Origin of the sequence: Caulobacter sp., from assembly GCF_039596335.1 — a bacterium.
Taxonomy (GTDB): domain Bacteria; phylum Pseudomonadota; class Alphaproteobacteria; order Caulobacterales; family Caulobacteraceae; genus Caulobacter.
The window spans coordinates 31,046-50,233 of the sequence record NZ_JBCNJZ010000001.1; the positions used below are offsets into that span (position 1 = coordinate 31,046).

The 19,188-nt window shown below is 70.1% G+C and carries 18 protein-coding genes; 2 read left to right on the forward strand and 16 right to left on the reverse strand.

Annotated features, from left to right (window positions below; all coding sequences use genetic code 11):
- Positions 1-27: 27 nt before the first annotated feature.
- Positions 28-1,209, reverse strand: a complete 1,182-nt coding sequence (locus ABDW31_RS00140) for an FAD-dependent oxidoreductase (protein ID WP_343698215.1) — start codon at positions 1,207-1,209, stop codon at positions 28-30.
- 194 nt (positions 1,210-1,403) lie between these two features.
- On the opposite strand from ABDW31_RS00140, the gene ABDW31_RS00145 reads away from it, so the two are divergent.
- Positions 1,404-2,288: a M56 family metallopeptidase gene (locus ABDW31_RS00145; RefSeq protein WP_184717209.1), complete on the forward strand. Its 885-nt coding sequence runs from the start codon at positions 1,404-1,406 to the stop codon at positions 2,286-2,288.
- 16 nt (positions 2,289-2,304) lie between these two features.
- On the opposite strand, the gene ABDW31_RS00150 is transcribed toward ABDW31_RS00145, so the two are convergent.
- The 10 genes from ABDW31_RS00150 to ccmI all read right to left on the reverse strand — a co-directional run bounded on the left by ABDW31_RS00150 (position 2,305) and on the right by ccmI (position 11,851).
- Positions 2,305-3,351, reverse strand: a complete 1,047-nt coding sequence (locus tag ABDW31_RS00150; protein ID WP_184717207.1) for a beta-eliminating lyase-related protein — start codon at positions 3,349-3,351, stop codon at positions 2,305-2,307.
- A gap of 24 nt (positions 3,352-3,375) precedes the next feature.
- Positions 3,376-4,782 carry a two-component system sensor histidine kinase UczS gene (gene uczS, locus ABDW31_RS00155; RefSeq protein WP_184717205.1) on the reverse strand — a complete coding sequence of 469 codons (1,407 nt, stop codon included), beginning with the start codon at positions 4,780-4,782 and terminating at the stop codon, positions 3,376-3,378.
- 8 nt (positions 4,783-4,790) lie between these two features.
- Entirely contained in the window at positions 4,791-4,922 is a 132-nt protein-coding gene (locus ABDW31_RS00160; RefSeq protein WP_343698216.1) for a hypothetical protein, read from the reverse strand.
- 7 nt (positions 4,923-4,929) lie between these two features.
- Positions 4,930-5,160, reverse strand: coding sequence for a hypothetical protein (locus ABDW31_RS00165; protein WP_184717203.1), 231 nt, complete (start codon positions 5,158-5,160; stop codon positions 4,930-4,932).
- A gap of 45 nt (positions 5,161-5,205) precedes the next feature.
- A complete protein-coding gene (uczR, locus tag ABDW31_RS00170) occupies positions 5,206-5,877 on the reverse strand; it encodes a two-component system response regulator UczR (protein ID WP_184717201.1) in 672 nt (223 codons plus the stop codon).
- 192 nt (positions 5,878-6,069) lie between these two features.
- Positions 6,070-7,656, reverse strand: a complete 1,587-nt coding sequence (locus ABDW31_RS00175) for a Do family serine endopeptidase (protein WP_184717199.1) — start codon at positions 7,654-7,656, stop codon at positions 6,070-6,072.
- A gap of 145 nt (positions 7,657-7,801) precedes the next feature.
- The gene (locus ABDW31_RS00180) at positions 7,802-8,254 is read right to left on the reverse strand and encodes a cytochrome c-type biogenesis protein (protein ID WP_184717197.1); all 453 of its coding nucleotides are present in this window, start codon (positions 8,252-8,254) and stop codon (positions 7,802-7,804) included.
- Positions 8,251-10,233, reverse strand: a complete 1,983-nt coding sequence (locus ABDW31_RS00185) for a heme lyase CcmF/NrfE family subunit (RefSeq protein ID WP_184717195.1) — start codon at positions 10,231-10,233, stop codon at positions 8,251-8,253. Before ABDW31_RS00185 ends, ABDW31_RS00180 begins: the two co-directional genes overlap by 4 nt.
- The gene (gene ccmE, locus ABDW31_RS00190; protein ID WP_343698217.1) at positions 10,230-10,745 is read right to left on the reverse strand and encodes a cytochrome c maturation protein CcmE; all 516 of its coding nucleotides are present in this window, start codon (positions 10,743-10,745) and stop codon (positions 10,230-10,232) included. The genes ABDW31_RS00185 and ccmE overlap by 4 nt, the downstream gene beginning before the upstream one ends.
- Complete coding sequence (ccmI, locus tag ABDW31_RS00195; RefSeq protein ID WP_184717191.1) at positions 10,742-11,851, reverse strand: c-type cytochrome biogenesis protein CcmI; 1,110 nt, start codon at positions 11,849-11,851, stop codon at positions 10,742-10,744. Before ccmI ends, ccmE begins: the two co-directional genes overlap by 4 nt.
- Before the next feature lie 108 nt (positions 11,852-11,959).
- On the opposite strand from ccmI, the gene ABDW31_RS00200 reads away from it, so the two are divergent.
- Positions 11,960-12,652: an alpha/beta hydrolase gene (locus ABDW31_RS00200; RefSeq protein WP_184723676.1), complete on the forward strand. Its 693-nt coding sequence runs from the start codon at positions 11,960-11,962 to the stop codon at positions 12,650-12,652.
- Here the strand turns inward: ABDW31_RS00200 and ABDW31_RS00205 are convergent, their stop codons facing one another.
- From ABDW31_RS00205 to ABDW31_RS00225, 5 genes are all read right to left on the reverse strand, one after another.
- A complete protein-coding gene (locus ABDW31_RS00205; RefSeq protein ID WP_184717189.1) occupies positions 12,653-14,026 on the reverse strand; it encodes a hypothetical protein in 1,374 nt (457 codons plus the stop codon).
- A 156-nt stretch (positions 14,027-14,182) separates the two neighbouring features.
- Complete coding sequence (locus ABDW31_RS00210) at positions 14,183-15,574, reverse strand: ATP-binding protein (RefSeq protein WP_343698218.1); 1,392 nt, start codon at positions 15,572-15,574, stop codon at positions 14,183-14,185.
- Positions 15,575-15,578: 4 nt separating this feature from the next.
- On the reverse strand, positions 15,579-16,256 hold the full coding sequence (locus ABDW31_RS00215) for a response regulator transcription factor (protein WP_184717185.1): 678 nt from the start codon (positions 16,254-16,256) through the stop codon (positions 15,579-15,581).
- 19 nt (positions 16,257-16,275) lie between these two features.
- A complete protein-coding gene (locus ABDW31_RS00220) occupies positions 16,276-16,596 on the reverse strand; it encodes a PepSY domain-containing protein (protein WP_184717183.1) in 321 nt (106 codons plus the stop codon).
- A gap of 103 nt (positions 16,597-16,699) precedes the next feature.
- Positions 16,700-19,177 (reverse strand): PAS domain-containing protein, encoded by a 2,478-nt coding sequence (locus ABDW31_RS00225; RefSeq protein WP_184717181.1) that lies wholly within the window; start codon positions 19,175-19,177, stop codon positions 16,700-16,702.
- Positions 19,178-19,188 lie beyond the last annotated feature (11 nt).

The window sequence follows — 19,188 nt, forward strand, 5'->3', positions numbered from 1 at the left end:
TGGCCCGGCCACGAAGCTGGAGCAAGATCAGGCGGCGCGCGGAACCATGCGGGCATAGAGGCCGGCGATCGTCGCCACCGCCGTGCGGGTCTCGTCCAGGTCGGGCGCCTCGCGATCGTCGTTGTAGCCGAAGGCCTCGCTGTCGCCGACCTGCTGCAGCACGATGCCGTCACGGCGCGGCAGCACCGAGACGTTGCGATAATAGAAGCCGTAGTGCAGCTCGGCTTGGGGGATCAGCCAGCTGATCTGGCCGCGCACCGGGACGACGCTGTCGTCCTTCCACAACGCCCGCGCGCCATAGCCGGTGCAGTTGACGATCACCGGCTCCTTCAGCTGGGTCAGCTCGCCGGGCGCGTTGAAGACCCGGGTCTCGATCCGGCCGCCAGCCAGCAGGAAGTCGGTCATCAGTACGTGGGCGTATTCGGTGACGTTGAACTGCAGCGACGCGCCCTTGCGCGCACGGGCCACGGGGAACGGATTGTCCTGGCCGGTGACCTCGACCATCCGGGGCGTGATGTCCCGCACCCGGTCGATATAGCTGGCGAAGTGCGGAACGCCCGGCGGGGGCGGCGCATGGGCGGCGGGGGCCTCGTCTAACAGGTTGTAGCGGTCGCTCCATTCGACGGGCGAACCGGCCAGGCCGACATAGTCCTGGAAGGTGCGGAACGAGGTCCGGCACATCGCCTCCCACAGTTCGGGGAAGCCGGCCGCTGCCTGGCCTTCGGCGGCGATGCGCGAGTCCGGCGACCAGGTGCCGGTGGCCCGAGCCGAGCGGGTCTTCTCCAGGCGCTCGGCGGCGTAGATGGTGACATTGGCGCCGGCCCGGCGCAGCACGGTGGCGGTCGTCAGGCCCAGCGCCCCGCAGCCGATCACCGCCACGTCCCGCGCGCCGCCGGCCAGGGCCTTCGCCGTCGCCTGCTCGGCCGCGCCCCACGACAGCGACCAGCCGCTGCCGCCGTGGCCGTAGTTGTGGACCACGGTCTTGTCGCCGACAGTCTCGACATCCATCCGCGGCCCCGCCGCTCGAAAGGGACGCAGGCAGACCGTTACCCGGGTGATGCGGTCCATCTCGGCCCGGACGGCGGGCAGCGTCGACAGCGCGGGCCTGCCGGCCGGAACGGTGGCGCAGCCGGCCAGCCCCGCTGCGCCCCAGCCGCCCAGGCCGGCCAGCAGCGCGCGCCGTCCCAAAATCGCCGATCCGTGGACCAAGATCGCCTCCCTGTACGATGGTGGACGGGCACTTGAAGGCGCCGCCGCGCCCAGGTCACCCGCCAAGGGATCGAGGCGCAAGGTTTTCTCGCCGACGCTCGAAGACCAGGCGCCCTGCGACACCGGAAGGCTTGACGGCTGAATTTACAGTTGTAACCATGTTGTCCGAGGAAACGGCCGGAACGGCATTCGCAATGATCGAGCTCTTCGCCCTCGCTTTGATCCGCGCCCAGTTGGCCGCCGCCGCCGCGGTGCTGCTGATCGTGATCCTTCGCCCGTCCGCCCGCCGCCTGTTCGGGCCGCGCCGCGCCTATGGCCTGTGGGGAATCGTGCCCGCCGCGGCTGCCGCCGCCTTCTTCCCCAGCCTGGCCGAGACCATGGGCATCGGCGCCCCGTCGCGGCCCCTGGGCGCCTCGGCGCCGATGCTGGTCGACCTGTGGCTGGCCGGCTGCGTGGTCGCGGTCGCCGTCCTGGTGCTGCGCGAGCATCTGTTCCGCCGCCGGGTCAAGCAGGGCGTCGCCGGTCCCGCCGTCATGGGCGCGCTGTGGCCGCGGGTCGTGCTGCCGGTCGACTTCGCCCAGCGCTTCGACGCCCGCGAGCGCGAGATGATCCAGCTGCACGAGCGCACCCACATCAATCGCGGCGACCCGATCGCCAACCTGGCCTTCGCCGCCGTCGGCGTGCTGGGCTGGTGCAACCCGATGATCGCTCTTGGCCTGCGCCTGGTCCGCATCGATCAGGAACTGGCCTGCGACGCCACGGTCGTTGCCCTGCGCCCCGGCATCCGCGCCGACTACGCCAAGGCGCTGATGAAGGCCCAACTGACCGTCGCCACCTCGCCCCTGGCCTGCGGCTGGGCCACCCATCCGCTGATCCTGCGGGTGTCGCTGCTGAACAAGCGCGAGCCCAGCCTGACGCGCGACGTCGCCGGCTTTCTGACGACGACCTTCCTGGCGGTGGCGGCGATGGGCACGGTCTGGAGCATCGCCCCGCGCGGTCCCGACGCCCGCGACCTGACCCAAAGCTTCGCGGCGACCACGCCCAGCTACATGGCGCTGATCACCTGGGCCGGGCGGTAGAGGCCCTCAGCCCCGATCAGCCCAGGAACAGCTTCACGTACTCGTCGACCGGTCGGCGGGTCAGGGTGTCGTTGATCCACACCTCGGTCGTCCCGTCCTTCTGCGGTTTCAGCAGCCGCACGCCGGCGACGCGCATGCGGTCGAAGACCCCGTCGGCCAGCTTCGGGTTCAGGGTGATGTGGCGGATGTTCGAGGCGTTGGGCGCGGCCTTCAGCTTGGCGGCGCCGGCCTTGTCCAGCGCCGCGAACAGCTGGTCGGCGGCGGCGAAGGCGGCCTTCTGCCGAGCCTGGAAGTCGTCCAGCGCCGCCAGGGCCAGCACCGCGGCCGGCCAGGCCTGATAGATCGTGCCGCCGAACTGATGGCGCAGGGCGCGGGCCTTGGCGATGTCGGCCTTGCTGCCTGCCAGCACCGCCCCGAACGGCGCGTCCAGGTATTTGTAGAGCGAGACATAGACCGTATCGAACAGGGCGGCGGTCCCGGCGATGTCATAGCTGGGCGGGGCCAGCATCTCGCCGCCCGCCCGGCGCACCGGGCTCTCTAGCGAGATCGCGCCGATCTTCAGCGGATAGGGACCGTTCTCGGCCTCATCGACGGCGGCCTTGATCTCGTCCAGCGTCGGACCGGCGCGGCCGGGCGCCAGATTGACGAGGTTCAGGCCCGACAGCAGCGGGACCGCGTCGCTCTCGTCGCGATAGAGGTGGCTTTCGTGCTGGACGATGACCCGCGTGGCCTCTCCGGCCAGGATGCGCACGGCGACGTGGTTAGCCAGGGTACCGGTCGGCAGGAAGGCGCAGTCCTCCTTGCCCAGCATCGTGGCGAACCGCTTCTCCAGTTCGGCGACCGCGCCGCCGGCCAGATAGCTGTCGCGCGGCTTGCCCTGCTGGACCAGCTGCGCCAGGCGGGCGGCGGACTTGACCGGATCGGGCGGCGCAGCGTCGCCGACCAGCCAGACGCTGCGGGCGTCGACGGGCGGGAACGGCGGCGGGGGCGACGCGGTCTGGGCCAGGGCGACGCCGGGCGTCAGCGCCAGCAGGGAAGCGGTCAGGAACTGGCGGCGGTCCATGCGTTTCCCCTTTGATGACGTGATCTATTCGACCCGCGGGAGCAGCAGCGCCACGCGCAGGCCCGGCCCCGAGCCGTTGTATTCGCCCGGCCCCTCGGCCAGCTCCAGACGGCCGCCATGCGAGACGGCGACGGCGCTGACCAGCGACAGACCCAGACCCGCGCCCGGTTCGCTGCGGCTGTTTTCCAGGCGCACGAAGCGCTGGACGACGCGCGGGCGGTCAGCTTCGGGCACGCCGGGGCCGGTGTCGGTGACCGAGAACTCCAGCTCGCCCGACGAGGTGCGCCGGGCGCGCAGCATGATCGCCCCGCCTTCCGGCGTGTACTTGATGGCGTTGTCCAGGATGTTGGCCAGGGCCTGGGCCAGGAACTCGCGGTTGCCCTTGATGTTCAGGGCCGGGACGATCTCGGCCTTGAAGTCCAGACCCTTGTCCTCGCACGACAGCTCGTAGAGTTCGGCCATATCGCCGGCCAGTTCCGAGGCGTCGAACAGGCGCTGGTCGGGGGCCGAGCCGGCGGCCTGCAGGCGGGCGATGGCCAGCACGGCGTTGAAGGTCTTCAGCACCCCGTCGGCGTCCATCAACGCTGTCTCCAACGCGGCCACGGGATCGCCCTTGCCGTTCTCGGCGTCGATCAGGGCGACTTCCATGCGGGCGCGCAGGCGGGTCAGGGGCGAGCGCAGGTCGTGGGCGATGGCGTCGCCGGCATGGCGCAGGCCGCCCATCAGGCGCTCGATCCGGTCGAGCATGTCGTTCAGGCCCTCGGCCAACTCGTCATATTCGTCGCGCGTGCCGCGGACCCGGGCGCGGGCGTGCAGGTCGCCCGCCCGCACGTCGTTGACCACGTCCACCAGGCCCTGCATCGAGCGGCTGACATTGCGGCTGATCAGGACGCCGCCGGCCAAGCCCAGCAGGATGACCAGGGCCCCCGCCCCCCACAGCGCGCGGACAATCTTGCGGACATAGGCTTCGGAGGCGTCGACATCGGCCCCGACGAACAGGATCTCGCCCTTCTCCAGCCGCTGCTGCACCCCGCGCGCGGCGGCCTTGACCTCGGCCCCGTCCAGGTCGGTCTCGGTGACCTTGAAGCTGGCCCACTGCGGCCCGTCGCCGTTGAAGTCGCCGACGGGGGACTCCTCGATCGAGCCGGAGATCCGCTTGCCAGTCTTGTCGGCCAGGAAATACAGGAACGGCCGCTCGCCGATGGCCCGCTCGACGATGGTCTGGTTCAGGGCGTCGACGCCGCCCTGGCGATAGGTCGCCTCCAGGCTCTCGAACTCGCGGCTGATCTCGGCCTGGGCGCGACGGTTCACCTCGCCGGCCGTGGCCACGTAGATGTAGCCCAGAAAGGCGCTGGCCGCTGCGGCGAACAAGGCCAGGAACAGCAGGGTCAGCCGAAACGGCGTGGTGCGGAGAAGACGCGGCAGACGCATGGGGTGTTCTAAATCTTCTTGCCCAGCAGGGCGGCGATGTTCTGGCGGCCGTCGAGGATGCGATCGAGGCTGATCCAGAGGGTCAGCCGGACGACGTCTGCTCGCGCTTCGGCGCTGAATTCGACCCTGGCCCCCGCCATACAGACGCTATCGGCCTTCCCTGCGCAGTTGCTCGCGGACCTCGTCCATGATCGCTTCGGGATCCCAGGCCACGCTCTTGCCCTCAGCGAACTCCTGGCGCGCGCGCCTGAGAGACTCGTTGATCTCATCGCGGTTCTGTTCAGCCCACGCATCCCATTCCGCATCGGTCGGCATGGGACCATGGATGTCCGACAGATCGTCGACGTCGTCAGCCTGAGGTTTCGCCGGCTTGTTCATGGTCTGATCCTACCACGCCCCCCAGCGATCTCCCAGCCGCGCCGCCTACGGATCGAGCCGGTAGCCCGCGCCGCGCACGGTCTGCAGCATGGCCCGGTCGAAGCCCTTGTCGATCTTCGAACGCAGGCGCGAGATGTGCACGTCGATGACGTTGGTCTGCGGGTCGAAGTGGTATTCCCAGACCTTCTCCAGCAGCATGGTGCGGGTCACCGACTGGCCGGCGTGGCGCATCATGAACTCCAGCAGCTGGAATTCGCGCGGCTGCAGGTCGATCTCCTTGCCCTGGCGATGGACCGTCCGGTTGATCAGGTTCATCTCGAGCTCGCCGACCTTCAGGGTCGTGGCCACGGCGCCGGTCTCGCGGCGGCGCGACAGGGCCTCGACCCGGGCCATCAGCTCGGGGAAGGCGTACGGCTTGACCAGGTAGTCGTCGGCGCCGGCGCGCAGGCCGGTGACGCGGTCGCCCACCTCGCCCAGGGCCGACAGGAACAGCACCGGCGTCTGGTCGCCCTCGCGGCGCAGGGTCTCGACCACCTGGACGCCGTCCATCTTGGGCATCATGCGGTCGACGATCAGCACGTCGAAGCCGCCCTTCTGCGCAACGCCCAGGCCCGCTTCGCCATCCGGCGCATGCTCGACCTCGTAGCCAGCTTCCTTCAGGCCGTGCGCCATGGCGGCGGCGGCTTCCAGGTCGTCCTCGATAATCAGTATACGCATCAGCGAGCCCCTCATGCGCTGGGACAGAAACAGCGGAACGATCAACGTTCCCTCGATTCTGGCCGCCGCGCGACTGTCGGAACGGTTGATAGCCGTTTCGACGACCGCCGTAACTTAAACCTTGGACAGATACGAAAAAGCCCCGCTCCGGCGGACCGGAGCGGGGCTCAATCGTCTAGCGCTGAAACCGCCTTACGGAGCGATCTTCAGCGGCACGAAGACCGGACGGTTCTGGCGGATCACCTTGACCAGAACGCTGGTGCGGCCGGCCTTCTTGGCGGAAGCCACCGCGGCGTTGACCTCGGCCGTGGTGTTGACCGCCGAGCCGTTGATCGACGACAGGACGTCGCCCTTGGCCAGGCCCTTCTCGCCGGCGTCGCTGTCGCCCTTGACCGCCGTGATCAGCAGGCCTTTGACCTCGCTGTCGATCTTGTAGGTCTGGCGCGAGGCCGCATCGATCGGACCCAGGCTCAGGCCCAGGGCGGCGATGCTCTGGCTGGCCGGCTTGTCCGGGGTCGGCGCGGCGCCGCCGTCCTTGTCCTGGTCGTCGTCGGCCAGGCCCAGCTGGCCTTCGGCCGGACGGGTGCCCGACTTGACGTCGATGGTGCGCGGCTTGCCGTCGCGCAGGACCGACATGCGGATGTTCTCACCCGGACGGGCCTTGGCCACTTCGCGGGTCAGTTCCGAGCGGTTGGTCACGGCCTGGCCGTTGACCGCCGTCAGGATGTCGTCCGGCAGCAGGCCGGCCTTGGCGCCAGGGCCACCCGGGACCAGCTCGGCGACGATGGCGCCCTTCACGTTCGGGATGCCCTGGGCTTCGGCCATCTCGGCGCTGAAGTCCTGAATGGTCACGCCGATATAACCGCGCACGACCTTGCCGCCCGAGATCAGCTGCTTGACGGTGGCTTCGGCGATGTCGGCCGGAATGGCGAAGCCGATGCCGACCGAGCCGCCCGACGGCGAGTAGATGGCGCTGTTGACGCCGATCACCCGGCCGTAGATGTCGAAGCTGGGGCCGCCCGAGTTGCCGCGGTTAATCGGCGCGTCGATCTGGATGTAGTTGACGAACGACGAGGTGTTGTCGCCCAGGTCGCGGTTGTAGGCCGAGATGATGCCGGCCGTGGCGGTGCCGCCCAGGCCGAACGGGTTGCCGATGGTGATGACCCAGTCGCCGACGCGCGGCTTGGCCTGGTTCTCGAAGTTCACATAGGGGAAGTCCGAGCCCTTGGCCTTGGGATCGACCACCTTGACCACGGCAAGGTCGGTGCCTTCGTCGCGGCCGACCAGGGTGGCCTTCAGCTCACGGCCGTCCTTCAGCACCACCTGGATGTCGTCAGCCTCGGCCACGACGTGGTTGTTGGTGACGATGTAGCCATCCGCCGAGATCAGGAAGCCCGAACCGGCCGACTGCTGCTTCGGCCCGGTGGGCGCCTCGCCCTCACCGTCTTCCTGGCCCTGGCCCTGGCCCGGCTTGCGGCCGCGCGGCACGATGTCGAAGCCTTCCAGACCCGGAATGCGCAGGGTCGGCTGGCTGGCCTTGGACGTCACGTTGATCTGGACGACCGCGGGAGAGACCTTCTCGAAGATGTCGGCGAAGGACATCGGCGCGCCGGGCGGCGGCGCAAAGGCCGGCGTTCCGGCCATGGCCACGCGGACGGGTTGCTGCGCCTCGGCGGCGCCCGCCGTGCCCATGCGCATGCCCACACCGGCCAGAGCTGCGGCGGCGACGCCCGCGCCCGCAACGGCGCCCACAATGAAACCCGACTTCCTAGCGGTCATTCTCGTCTTTCCTCACCCGCGCGCTCGGCGCGCGGTCCCATGTCATCTGAGAACCTAGTCGTAGCAACGAAAGGCGCAATGGTCCTCGACCTAACTTTACGTCATCCGCCGAAGCTTCTTGGGGCCGCTTTTCGGCGCAATCGTGTCAATCCTCTTCGAGGAGACGGCGCAGACGGTCCTCTTCGTCCTGCGAAAGCTCGCTCTCTGCTGTCTCCCGACGCCGCAGCAGTCCGAACATCAGACCGCCGCCGACCAGCAGTACGCCGACCGGCGCCAGCCACAGAACGGCATTGCCCGCCGAAAACGGCGGCTTCAGCAGCACAAACTCGCCATAGCGCTCGACAAGAAACGCACGGATCTCGCGATCGCTGCGCCCAGACTTGACCTGTTCGCGCACGACCTTGCGCAGGTCGCCGGCCAGCTGGGCCTCGGAGTCGTCGATCGACTCGTTCTGGCAGACCAGGCAGCGCACTTCCTTGAAGAGCTCGCGGGCCCGCGCCTCCTGGGCCGGATCGGCCAGGCGCTCGGACGGCTCGGAGGCCCCGGCGACCAGGGCCAGGGCCGAGATGGCGATGGCGGCGGCCTTCAGTCGGTTCACGACACCACCTCCTGCGCGCGCTTGCCCACGCCCAGGCGCACCCGGCGGTCCGACAGCGAGATCGCCCCGCCGATGGCCATCAAGAGCGGGCCGAAGAAGATCAGCCGCACCCAGGGGTTCACATAGGCGCGGACCAGCCAGGCGGGCTTGCCGCCCACGCCGGCCCGGCGCTCGCCGATGACCACATAGATGTCGTCCAGGCCGCGCGGGCAGATGTGCACTTCCGAGGTCGTCTGGCCGCCGGTCGGATAGAAGCGGCGCTCGGGCTGGGCGCGGCAGACCACTGTCCCGGCCTTGTTGGCCACCGTCACGATGCCGCGCTCGGCCAGGTAGTTGGGACCCTCAACTGTGCCGACATCGGTCAGGGTCAGCGCATAGGCGCCCAGCTTCTGGGTGTCGTTCAGGCTCATGGCCTGGGCCGTCTCGACCCGCCAGGCGGTCTCGAACGAAGCGCCCAGCACGAAGAGGCCCAGACCGGCATGGGCCAGGGTCGTGCCCCAGGCGCCGCGCGGCAGGCCCTTGGCCCGGCGGGCGCTCTCGGCGCCGGGTGCACGGAACAGCTTCAGGCGATCGGCGATTTCGACCAGCGCGCCGCCCACCAGCCAGAAGCCGACGACCAGGCCGCCGCTGGCCAGCAGCTTGCGCGGCTCGACGATGGCATAGGCCAGGAGCCCCAGAACGACGGCGCCGGCGAGAGCGATCCACAGCTTGCGCGCGACACCCTTGGCGTCGCCGCGCTTCCAGGCCAGCAGCGGCCCGGCCGGCAGCACCGCGAAGGCCAGGATCATCAGCGGCACGAAGGTCATGTTGAAGAACGGCGCGCCGACCGAGACGGCCTCGCCGTCCATGGCCTCGCGGATCAGGGGATACAGCGTGCCCAGCAGCACCACCGCCGTCGCCGTCGACAGCAGGATGTTGTTGAGCACGATGGCGCTCTCGCGGCTGATCGGACGGAACTGGCCGCCGCGGTTCAGGCTGGGGGCGCGCAGGCCAAACAGCAGGAAGCCCGCGCCGGCGGCCACGCCCATCATGATCAGCAGCAGCACGCCGCGCGTCGGGTCGACCGCGAAGGCGTGGACGCTGGTCAGCACGCCCGAGCGCACCAGGAAGGCGCCCAGCATCGAGAAGGTGAAGGCCGCCAGGGCCAGGAACGCCGTCCAGCCCGGCAGCGCCCCGCGCTTCTCGGTGACGATAGCCGAGTGCAGCAGGGCCGCGCCGATCAGCCAGGGCATGAAGCTGGCGTTCTCGACCGGGTCCCAGAACCACCAGCCGCCCCAGCCCAGCTCGTAATAGGCCCAGAAGGCGCCCAGGGTGATGCCGATGGTCAGCAGGCTCCAGGCCGCCAGGGTCCACGGACGGACCCAACGCGCCCAGGCCGCGTCGATCCGGCCCTCGATCAGGGCGGCCAGCGACAGCGAATAGACCACCGAGAAGCCGACATAACCCGCATAGAGGAACGGCGGGTGGAAGGCCAAGGCCCAGTCCTGCAGCAGCGGATTGAGCGAGCGGCCCTCGACCGGCGGATCCAGCAGGCGGTCCAGCGGGTTGGAGGCGAAGACGGTGTAGGCCAGGAACATCACGCCCAGCGCGCCCTGGATGGCGATGGCGTAAGCTCTGAGACGGGGCGGCAGGCTGTCGCCGAAGAAGGCCATGGCCGCGCCGTAGCCGGTCAGCACCAGGCACCACAGCAACATCGAGCCTTCGTGGCTGCCCCAGGCGCCGGCAACCTTGTAGAGCAGCGGCTTGGCGGTGTGCGAGTTGGCCGCGACGTTGGCGACCGAGAAGTCCGAACCGACGAAGGCGTAGATCAGGCAGCCGAAGGCGACCAGCACGGCCAGGAAGGTCGCGATCGCCGCGCCGCGACCGGCCCCGGCCAGCACCACCGAACGCCGCGCGCCGCCCACGGCCGACAACCCGGCCTGGGCGATCGACAGCATCAGCGACAGGACGAGGGCGAAGGCGCCCAGTTCGACGATCATGGGGCGGGCTTTCCAGGGGCAGGCTCGCCGGCGGCCGGCTGACCGTACGACGGCTTCTCGCCCTCGCCGCGCCACTCGCCCTGTTCCTTCAGCGCCTTGGACACTTCGCGCGGCATGTAGCGCTCGTCGTGCTTGGCCAGCACCTGCTTGGCGACAAAGACGCCGTTCTCGTCGAACGTGCCCTCGGCCACGATCCCCTGCCCTTCGCGGAACAGGTCGGGCAGGTCGCCGTGATAGCTCACCTTCGCGGTGGCCTTCTGGTCGGCGACCACGAACTCGACATTGCCGTCGGGATGCTTGACCACGCTACCGGCCTGGACCAGGCCGCCCAACTGCACCTTGCGGCCCGACTTGACGTGGGCCTCGGCCGCCTGGGCCGGCGTGTAGAACAGCGAGATGCTGTCGCGCATGCCGTACATGGCCAGGCCCACGGCCAGGGCCAGAACCGGCGCGACGGCCAGGATGACGGTCAGACGCGCGCGCGCCTTGCGGGATTTCGGCCAGAAACTCATGGCTTCACGTTCAAGTTCGATTGAGCGGGGGTGTCGGCGGCCTGACGCAAGGCCGCGATGACCTTGGGCTGATCCTTGAACCGGACGGAGGCTTCGGCGAGCGCGGCGTCGCGCTTGGCGACATCTCCCAGCACGGCATAGGCGCGCACCAACCGCACCCAGCCGTCGGCGTCATCGGGGGCCTGAGCCAGGCGCGCAGCCAGGCCCTGGACCATGCCGGCGACCATGTTCTGGACTTCCGGATTCTCTTCGGCGGCAGGCGCGCCCGGCAGGCCGCCGGCGGCCTGGGCCTGGTCGATCTCGCGGGTCAGGGCCAGGCGCGACGGATCCGTCGCCGGCAGGCCGTCGCGCAGCGTGCGCCAGTCGGCCAGGCCGCCGGCCAGATCGCCCTCGGCGATGCGGCCGCGAGCCAGATAGTAGCGCGAGCGCAGCTCGTTGGGCTCGATCTTCAGGGCTTCGCGGAAGGCCAGCTTGGCGTCGGCGCCGACCTCGCCCTTCGCTTCCATGACGAAGGTCTCGCCCAGCAGGCTCCAGATATCGGCGCGCTTGGGGGCCACGCGGACGGCGCGACGCAGAGCGGCCTCTGCTCCAGCCAGATCGCCGGCGGCGGCCCGGGCCTTGGCCAGGAACACCAGCGGCTCGACGTCCTTGGGACGCTCGGCGACCACGCTCTCCAGCACGGCGGCGATGCGGGCCGGATCCAGGGTCGAGGGATCGCTGGCCTTCCATTCGGCCACGCGCTGCAGATAGGGCTGGTCGGGCAAGCCGGGCTTGCCGACATAGACATAGAGACCCAGCGCGCCGACGCAGACTGCGCCGATCGAGGCCACGACGCCGATGCGAGCGGCCTTGCCGCTACGGCCCCAGCTCTCGGACTGGTCGGCGGCGGCCAGCAGGCCGCGTCCGGCCTCGGCGCGGGCGGCCTTCAGATCGTCCTGCGCCAACAGGCCGTCCATGGCCAGGCGCTCGACCTCGGCCAGGCGGCGGCGGTGCGGTTCAAGACGGGTCTGGGCGTCGTCGACGGGACGGGCGCGGGCCGCGCCGCGCAACACCAGCCCCGCCGTCGCGGCCGACAGCCCCGCCGCGGCGATCCAGAAAGCGATCATGGCCGCGTGTTAGCCCGTAACCGCGCGCGAAGTTAGCGAAAAAAGCGCGTAAGGACGACGGTATGACAAGAGCGCGCCCGTCGCGCCATGCCTGCCGAGGAAATCGTCATGACGCCGATCCTGCTGATCCCGGGCCTGCTCAGCTCGGCCGAGATCTTCGCGCCGCAGCTGCCGGCCCTGTGGCGATATGGTCCGCTGACCATCGCCAACACGCTGCAGGGCGACACCGTGCCGCAGATCGCCACCGCGATCCTGGCCGACGCCCCGCCCCGCTTCGCGCTCGTCGGCGTGTCGATGGGCGGCTATCTGGCTCTGGAAATCATGCGCCAGGCTCCCGAGCGGGTCGAGCGTCTGGCCCTGGTCTGCACCTCGGCCCGCCCCGACACGCCCGAGCAGTCGGCCAATCGCCGCGACATGGTCGAGCGGGCCCGCAAGGTCGGCTTCGATCGCTTCTGCGCCCTGGGCGCCGACAGCCTCACCCACCCCAGCCGCAAGGGCGATCCCGAGCTGAACGCCATCAGCGGCCGCATGGGCGCGGCGGTCGGCCTCGAGGGCTATGCGCGTCAGACCGAGGCCGTCATCGGCCGCGCCGACAGCCGTCCGCTGCTGCCGACGATCAAGGTCCCGACCGCGATCATCGTCGGCGACGCCGATCCCCTGACCCCGGCCTCACTGTCCAAAGAAATGGCCGCGGCCATTCCGGGCGCCGTGCTGACCCTCGCCCCCGATTGCGGACACGTGATCACGCTGGAACGGCCGGAAGTGGTGAACGCCGCGCTCGTGGCGTGGCTGGAACGCTGATCAGGCGGCGATCGCCGCGGCCGCGCGGCGGCGGACAATTTCGGCGGTCTTGTCGTCGCGGGTGTAGGCGATGAAGCCCGCGGCGACGTCCAGGTACTTCACGGCCAGGCCAGAATCGCCGCCCTCGCCGGTGCGGGCCACGTGCAGGACGTCCTCGATATAGGGGTCCAGGCGGGCGTTGAGCTTTTCCAGGATCTTGTTGCGCGAGCTGCCGTAGCCGGCCTTGTCGGCGCAGGCGCGCAACTCGGCGACGAAGGTCAAAGCCCCTTTTGCCCGACGGATCATCGCCTCGTCCGGCTCGTCGGTCAGCTTGGCGACGCCGCGGCTGCCCTTCTTGGCCAGCATCGAGATCGGCCGGGTCGGCAGGGCCTTGTCCAGCTCCCGGTCGGCCTGGTCCATGCGGGCCTCGCAGATCTTGGCCATCTGCTGCTTGAAGCGGAACAGGCGCTTGCCCCAGGGGCCGTCCTTGGCCACCTCGATCGACTGCTGGAACTCCAGGATCTGCATCTGCACGCGCTGGGCGTCCAGGCCCGCGGCGCGGCCGGCCTTCTCGCCGCCGGCGAAGTCGAACTCTTCGATCCGCGTCAGCGCCTCGCCGATGTCGGCCAGCACGCGCTCGCCGAAGCGGCTAACTTCCGACGAGGCTAGGTAGCGGTCGCTGGGCCGGTCCATGACCGCCGAGATCACGCGCAGGATGCGCCACTCGTCGGGCAGGTGGGCCGACAGGATGTCCAGCAGCAGCGGGCCGGCGTCCTCGCTGATCCGGCAGGCGTCGCGATAGGCCAGGCGCGCGGCCGCGGCGCGCTCGTCCGACATGCGGCTGACCCATTCCGACAGGCGCGGCAGGCAGGTGCGGGTGATGGTCGACAGCTGCAGGCACATGGCCAGCTGTTCGGGGTCACAGATCGAGCGGATGCTGTCGAAGGCTTCGTTGCTGCTGTCGCGCAGGCCGGCGGCGGCGATCGCGCACAGCTCGTCGAACACCGGCGGGGTGCCGTTCTCCAGGTCCCACGGATTGCACTTGGCCGAGGCGTCCTGCACCTGCTGCGGCGCGATCAGGCGCAGGGCCCGCCACAGACGGGACAGGGTCACCGGCGGGAACGACACACAATTGTCGCCGCGGTGGGCGCACAGTGGCGCGACCGGCGCCAGGATGTTGTTGCGGATGTAGCGGTTGGCGGCCTCGTCCTCGACCAGCCCGCGCACAGCGGCCAGCGAGCCTTGCGCGCCGGCGCCGGCCAGGGCCAGCTCCAGGCTGCGCAGGGCCGCATCCGGCGCGGTTTCCACCAGCGTCCGGATCAGCTGCAGTTTTTGGGCGGCGATGGCGGCCATAGATCCTCGTGTCGGACTCCCACGGCCGACAGCGTCAACCATGTTCGCTACGAGTTAAGGATTTCCGAAACGCGTCAAAATTCTAGCGCGCCTGCGACGCTCTGCACCGCTGAAAAAGCTGTTGCCTACCAGAAGTTTAGCCAAGGACGGCGCTCAGCGCAGCCTGACCGTTCCGCGACATCGTGACGCAACCTTGAGTTACCTTTCCGCGCGCGGCAGGTCCAGGGTGACTCTCAGGCCGCCCAGGGGTGATTCACCAAGCTGGACCGAACCGCGATAGGCGCGCGCCAGCTCGTCCACGATCGACAGGCCCAGGCCCGAGCCCGGGGCCTTCTCGTCCAGCCGCTGGCCGCGCTTCAGGGCCTGGCCGCGCTCCTCCGGCGTCAGGCCCGGACCGTCGTCGTCGACGGTCAGCAGCATGCGCGCCTCGCCGTGCGGCGCGGCCTCGACCCGGATCTTGCCGCGGCACCACTTGCCGGCGTTCTCCATCAGGTTGCCGGCCAGCTCCATGAAGTCCTGCTTCTCGCCCTGGAAGGCCAGGTCCTCTGGGCAGCGCCAGTCGATCTCGATGCCCTGCCCGTCCGACTTGTCCTGGAAGATCCGCTCCAGGGTCACGGCCAGCTCGTCCAGGATCGGCTCGACCGGCGTGCGCTCGCCTGAGGTCTGCGAGCGGGCGGCGGCGCGGGCGCGACGCAGATGGTGGTCGACCTGCTCGCGCATGGTCTGGGCCTGGCGCGCCACCACGTCGGCCAGTTGGCCCGGCTGCTGGGAAGCCTCGGTCAGCATCACCGACAGCGGCGTCTTCAGGGCGTGGGCCAGATTGCCGACGTGTGTGCGCTGCCGCTCCACGACTTCCTGGTTGTGGGCCAGCAGGGCGTTCAGCTCGACGGCCAGCGGCTCCAGCTCGACCGGATAGATGCCGTCCAGGCGCTCGGCCTTGCCCCGGCGGACGGCGGCCACCTCGCGGCGCAGGCGGAACAGCGGCTGCAGGCCGAAGCGCACCTGCACCACCACCGCCAGGATCAGGCCCACGCCCAGGATCGACAGGGCGAAGATGGTGATGCGGCCGAACTGGCTGGCGTCGTCGTCGATCGGCGAGCGGTCCTCGGCGGCCACGAACACCAGCGGATCGGCATAGCCCGGCAGCCGGGCCAGGATGGCGGCGGCGCGCAGCGGCTTGTCCTGCGGGCCGCGCAGGTCGAAGTACTGGGTCTTGCCCGGCGCGGCGTCCAGCTGGTCGATCTGGCTGGAGGACAGCATCAGGTCGCTGTCGAACAGCGAGCGCGAGCGCACCACCGGCCGGATCGCGCCGTCCGCCGACTTGTCCAGGATCGCCCAGTAGCGGCCCGAATAGGCGCGGGTGGCGCGGATGTCGGTCAGCACCGGCGCGCGCAGCTGGCCGTCCTCGATGGTCGAGCCGGCGTAGAGGTCGTCGGTCAGCACGGCCAGCGACGAGTCGAAACGCCGGATGGCCGCGGCCTTGAACTGGGCGGTCAGGAACACCCCGGCCGCCAGCATGACCACCAGGGTCCAGACCCCGGCGATCAGGACCAGACGGCGGACCAGCGATCGACGGCGCAGGTCCAGCAAGGAACTACTCAGTGGCTTCGCCCGCCAGCGGCGTCAGGCGATAGCCCAGGCCGCGGACGGTCTCGATGCGGTCGGCGCCCAGCTTCTTGCGCAGACGGCCGATGAACACCTCGATGGTGTTGCTGTCGCGGTCGAAGTCCTGGTCGTACAGGTGCTCGACCAGCTCGGTGCGGCCGATCACCCGGCCCTGGTGCATCATCATGTAGTGCAGCAGGCGATATTCCAGCGAGGTCAGGCGCAGCGGCTCGCCGTTTACGCTGGCGCGGGCCGCGCGCGGGTCCAGGCGCAACGCGCCGCACGACAGCGACGGCGCGGCGTGGCCGGCCGAGCGGCGCAGCAGGGCGCGCAGGCGGGCCAGCAGTTCCTCGGTGTGAAAGGGCTTGGCCAGATAGTCGTCGGCCCCGGCGTCGAACCCGGCGACCTTGTCGCTCCAGGCCGCGCGGGCGGTCAGGATCAGCACTGGCGTCGTGACATTGCCCCGGCGCCAGCGCTCCAGCACCGACACGCCGTCCACCTTGGGCAGACCCAGGTCGAGAACGACGGCGTCATAGGGCTCGGTCTCGCCCAGGAACTGGGCTTCCTCGCCATCCGGGGCGTGGTCGACGGCATAGCCGGCGTCGGCCAGGGCCAGCTTCAGCTGGCGCGACAGGTCGGGATCGTCCTCGACGAGCAGGATGCGCATGGGAAACTCCTGAGAACTATCAGCCGCCGCTGAGGATCTGACCGGTCTGGGCGTCGACGATGAAGTCGATGCGACGGCCATCGGCCGTGGCCCAGCGGACCCGGTAGTTGTTGCCTTCCAGCCCGGCGTCCAGCACCCGGCCCGGCACGCGCGAGGCGATCATCTGGATCACCCGCGACAGCGGCACGAGACGACCCGACTGCACGCCGCCGCGCGCCTGGTCCTGCTGGGCGCGCCAGTCGGCGCCGAGCGAGTCAGGACCACGACGTTGCGCCGACGCGGCGCCCGGGAGGGCGGCGACGAGCGCGGTGGCGACAAGAAGGGCGCGGATCGTTTTCATGCTCTCCGGTCTAAAGGATCGCGGCTGAATGGAGACTGAACACGCGGGTTATGAACGGGCCGCGACGTTCTGTCACGCCGGCTCGCGCGGCCAGGGAGCCGTGTCAGCTTATCAGCGTCTTGATGCGCGCGGCCAGGGCTTCCATCGCGAAGGGCTTGGTCATCACATGCATGCCGGCGTCCAGGCTGCCGTCGCCGACGGCGGCGTTCTCGGCGTAACCGGTGATGAACAGCACCTTGAGGCCCTGACGGCGCACGCGGGCGGCGTCGGCCATCTGCCGGCCGTTCATGCCGCCGGGCAGGCCGACATCGGTGACCAAGAGGTCGATGCGGCGGTCCGACTGCAGGATGGCCAGGCCCTCGGCGCCGTCGGCGGCCTCCACGCCCTGGTAGCCGAACTCAGCCAGCACCTCGAGCACCAGCATCCGCACGGTCGGTTCGTCGTCGACCACCAGCACGGTCTCGCCCGCGCCGTGGCCGGGGATCTGGGCGTCGCCGCCATTGACCGCGGCCAGGGGCTCGCCGGTGCGGCGCGGCAGGTAGAGCGTGACGGTCGTGCCCTCCCCGGCCCGCGTCTCGATGCCCGCCTGACCGCCCGACTGGCGCACGAAGCCGTAGATCATCGACAGGCCCAGGCCCGTGCCCAGGCCCAGCGGCTTGGTGGTGAAGAACGGATCGAAGGCCTTGGCGGCGACGTCCGGGGTCATGCCCACGCCGGTGTCGGACACGGCGATGGTGACGTACTCGCCGGCGGTCAGGCCCAGGCCGGCTGCGCCCGCCTCGTCCAGCCGGCGGTTGGCGGTGGCGATGGTCAGCCGGCCGCCGCCGGGCATGGCGTCGCGGGCGTTGATGCACAGGTTGAGGACGGCGTTTTCCAGCTGGTTGACGTCCACCTTGACCGGCCACAGGTCGTCGGCGGCGGCCACTTCCAGCTCGACCGCCGGCCCGACCGTGCGGCGGAACAGGTCCTCCAGCTCGGCGATCAGGCGGTTGGCGTCGGCGACGGTGGGGTCCAGGGTCTGGCGGCGCGAGAAGGCCAGCAGGCGATGGGTCAGGGCCGCCGCCCGGCGGCTGGCGCCCTGCGCGGCGGCGATGTAGCGGCCGACCTCGCCGGTGCGCCCCTGGGCCAGGCGGCTTTCCAGCAGTTCCAGGCTGCCGCTGATACCGGTCAGCAGGTTGTTGAAGTCATGGGCGATGCCGCCGGTCAGTTGGCCGACGGCCTCCATCTTCTGGCTCTGGCGCAGCTGCTCCTCGGCACGGGCGAGGGCCTCCTCGGCCGCCTTCTCGCGGGTGGTGTCGCGGGCCACGCAGTACATCAGGTCGCCGTCGGGCACGGCCGTCCAGGTGAACCAGCGGTACGTGCCGTCCTTGGCGCGGAAGCGGTTCTCGAAGCGCAGGGTCGCGCCGCCGCCCGCTAGGTGGTCGATCTCGCTGCGGGTCTTGGCCCGATCCTCGGGGTGCTCCATCCATTCGGACGTGCGGCCCAGCAGCGCCTTCTCGCTCCAGCCCAGGATCTCGGTCCAGGCCGGGCTGACCGCCAGCCACACCCCTTGGGCGTCGGCGACCAGGAACGGATCCTGCGACAGGTTCCACAGGCGATTGCGCTCGGCCGCCTCGCTCTCGACCCGGCTTTCCAGGGTGGCGTTCAGGCGCACCAGGGCCTGTTCGGCGCGGCGGCGTTCGATGGCGATCCAGGCGCGGTTGGAGACCTCGCGCGCCAGGCCGATCTCCTCGGGCGTCCAGTCGCGCACCCGGGCGCTGGCGATGTACAGGAGCGCCACGAAGCCGTCCTCCTCAGTCACCGGCAGGTTGATCCCCGAGATCGCGCCGATCGACACCAGCGCCTCGGCGGTGTCGCGGGTGCGCGGGTCCTGGCGGGCGTCCGAGAACACCACCAGCCGCCCCTGCTTGAGGTCGTCGATGTACGAGCCGTAGTCGCGGAAGTTCATCAGGCGCGGCAGGGGCGTGCGGCCCGGCGCGCTCCAGCCGCGCGCGACGTCGATGGTCTCGGCCTCGCGATCCACCAGGCCATAGCCGGCATGGGCCGCGTCCAAGGTGCGCCCCAGGATCTCGGCGGCGGCGTGGGCGATGTCGTCCGGGTCGTCCAGCAGGCGAAAGCGGTCCGACAGAGTCAGCAGCGCCTGCTCGAACGCCTGGGCCTCGCGCTGGGCGCTGACGTCCATCACTGCGCCGACGGCCCGTCGGCAGACGCCGTCCGCGTCGAAGATCCCCTTGCCGCGCGCCACCACGTGGCGGATGCGGCCGTCCTCGCGGCCGATGGTGCGATACTCGACGTCGTAGGTGGCCCGCAGATCGGGATCCAGGGCCGAGGCGAACGCCCGGGCCGTGGCCTCGCGATCGTCCGGATGCAGGCCGGCGTAGAAGTCGTCCAGGGTGCAGGGCGCCCCCGGCGAGATGCCGAACATCGCCCGCGTACGGTCCGGCCAGATCAACGCCCCGGTCTGGACGTCGACGTCCCAGGTTCCGATCTCGGCCATCTCGGTGGCCAGGCCCAGGGCTTCCTGGCTCAGCGTCAGCCGGACCTCGGCGGACAGGCCGGCTCCCTCGGAACTATGGGACAAGACGGGGAACT

What these genes read in the sequence shown, in the direction of transcription:
- uczR (WP_184717201.1), bottom strand. Translation starts at nt 5,877, where the DNA reads ATGCGTATACTGATTATCGAGGACGACCTGGAAGCCGCCGCCGCCATG.
- ccmI (WP_184717191.1), bottom strand. Translation starts at nt 11,851, where the DNA reads ATGATCGCTTTCTGGATCGCCGCGGCGGGGCTGTCGGCCGCGACGGCG.
- ABDW31_RS00200 (WP_184723676.1), top strand. Translation starts at nt 11,960, where the DNA reads ATGACGCCGATCCTGCTGATCCCGGGCCTGCTCAGCTCGGCCGAGATC.
- ABDW31_RS00215 (WP_184717185.1), bottom strand. Translation starts at nt 16,256, where the DNA reads ATGCGCATCCTGCTCGTCGAGGACGATCCCGACCTGTCGCGCCAGCTG.
- ABDW31_RS00160 (WP_343698216.1), bottom strand. Translation starts at nt 4,922, where the DNA reads ATGGCGGGGGCCAGGGTCGAATTCAGCGCCGAAGCGCGAGCAGACGTC.
- ccmE (WP_343698217.1), bottom strand. Translation starts at nt 10,745, where the DNA reads ATGAGTTTCTGGCCGAAATCCCGCAAGGCGCGCGCGCGTCTGACCGTC.
- ABDW31_RS00150 (WP_184717207.1), bottom strand. Translation starts at nt 3,351, where the DNA reads ATGGACCGCCGCCAGTTCCTGACCGCTTCCCTGCTGGCGCTGACGCCC.
- ABDW31_RS00185 (WP_184717195.1), bottom strand. Translation starts at nt 10,233, where the DNA reads ATGATCGTCGAACTGGGCGCCTTCGCCCTCGTCCTGTCGCTGATGCTG.
- ABDW31_RS00220 (WP_184717183.1), bottom strand. Translation starts at nt 16,596, where the DNA reads ATGAAAACGATCCGCGCCCTTCTTGTCGCCACCGCGCTCGTCGCCGCC.
- ABDW31_RS00205 (WP_184717189.1), bottom strand. Translation starts at nt 14,026, where the DNA reads ATGGTTGACGCTGTCGGCCGTGGGAGTCCGACACGAGGATCTATGGCC.
- ABDW31_RS00165 (WP_184717203.1), bottom strand. Translation starts at nt 5,160, where the DNA reads ATGAACAAGCCGGCGAAACCTCAGGCTGACGACGTCGACGATCTGTCG.
- ABDW31_RS00175 (WP_184717199.1), bottom strand. Translation starts at nt 7,656, where the DNA reads ATGACCGCTAGGAAGTCGGGTTTCATTGTGGGCGCCGTTGCGGGCGCG.
- ABDW31_RS00145 (WP_184717209.1), top strand. Translation starts at nt 1,404, where the DNA reads ATGATCGAGCTCTTCGCCCTCGCTTTGATCCGCGCCCAGTTGGCCGCC.
- uczS (WP_184717205.1), bottom strand. Translation starts at nt 4,782, where the DNA reads ATGCGTCTGCCGCGTCTTCTCCGCACCACGCCGTTTCGGCTGACCCTG.